This is a genomic window from Spirillospora sp. NPDC048819, assembly GCF_040650055.1.
GTDB lineage: Bacteria > Actinomycetota > Actinomycetes > Streptosporangiales > Streptosporangiaceae > Spirillospora.
Genome location: NZ_JBEZGN010000098.1, coordinates 1 through 1506, shown reverse-complemented (window position 1 = coordinate 1506; position 1506 = coordinate 1). Strand labels below are relative to the sequence as shown.

1 pseudogene is annotated in these 1506 nt (G+C 69.9%); it reads right to left on the bottom strand.

Annotation, left to right across the window (positions count from 1 at the left end):
• Positions 1–312: 312 nt before the first annotated feature.
• Positions 313–1344: pseudogene (locus AB0C35_RS45985) on the bottom strand (IS701 family transposase); the annotation flags it as partial.
• Positions 1345–1506 lie beyond the last annotated feature (162 nt).

Below are 1506 nucleotides of genomic sequence, written 5' to 3'. Positions count from 1 at the left end.
TACTCCAGCCGCATTTAGTGATCGATGAGGCGTTGTTGTCGTTGGTAGTGGCAGCGGCGGGCGCGGGCCTGGTGGCGGCGTCGCCAGCGTGACCAGCGGATTCGGTGTCGGGGTGGGTGCCGGGGCTGGTGGAGATGGGCGTGCAGGCGGCGGATCTCGTTGACGGTGAGCGGGACCAGCTCGCCGGGTTCGTCCCTGTCCGCGTCGACGGGACGTGATCGTCCCTGCTGGTCGGGCCCCCTGTGTGGCGAGGTCGGCAGCCTCGCCATCGTCGGTGTCGCCGGGGTCCGGGGGCGGGCCGGCGGCCAGGAGGGCCAGGTGCGCGTGGGCGACCATGGCCAGGGTGACGTGCCGGTACCAGGCGGTGTGCTTGCGGACCTGGTAGTGGTCCAGGCCGACCTCGTTCTTGGTGGCCTGGAAGCATTCCTCGACGCTCCAGCGGGATCCGGCCACCCGCACCAGTTCGGGCAGGCCGACCGGCCGGTTCGCCCGGCACCGGTAGAAGGCCAGGTCGGTGGGGTCGCTGATCGACCGGCGGGCCAGCACCCATTCGTGTTCGCCCAGGCCGATCCACGCCCAGTCGTACCAGCGGCGGCCCTTGGCGCCGTCCCCGCACGAGCGCCGTTGCCACGCCGTCTGGTCCAGGCCGGCGAAAGCAGCGTCCGCCCTGGTGCGGGCGCCGCCGAGCACGAACCGATGATCGCAGGAGACCGCGAACACGTAGTTCACTCCGCGGCCGGAGCAGCGGCGGCGCAGCGCCGTGTTGTCGCCGTAGGCTTCGTCGCCGGTCGCCCACCCGAACACCAGCAGCGGATCATCAGCGGCGCGTTCGATCATCCGCCAGGCCAGCTCCGGCTTGGTCGCGAACTGTGCCCCATCGGGGACGCCCGCGTCGGCGAGCCGGCCGGGGCCGGCGAACCAGGACTCGGGCAGATACAGCTCCCGATCGATGAGAACCCGCTGCCCGCCGGGGTTCACATACGAGCAGAACACCCCGATCTGACAGTTGGTGATCTTGCCCGCGGTGCCGGTGTACTGGCGCTGCACCCCCGCTGAGCGGCGGCCCTTCTTTTCAAACCCGGTGTCGTCGACCACCAGCACCCCGCCGACGTCGCCCATTCGCTCGGCCACCTGCGCCCGCAGCGCGTCCCGCACCTGATCAGCGTCCCATCTGGCCTGGTTGAGCAGCCGCTGCATCCCATCCGGGCTGGCGTCCCCGGCGAACTCCGCCAGCGACCAGCCGTTCTTTCGCTCCAGTCCGCTCAACAGACCCAGCAAATACCACCGAGCCCGCACCCTGGGCTCCCGCCGGCCGAAGAACGGAGCCACCACCTGCGCGAACAGCTCATCGAACCCAACAACCCACCCGGCCGGGTCGACATCTTCTACAGTGGGCGACACGGCCACCGCCGATCGTCTGGTCTCAACACACCCACACGATCACAGCGGTGGCCGTCTCACGTCCCGGCCTCCATCAGACCGAGATCTCCAAATGCGGCTGGAGTA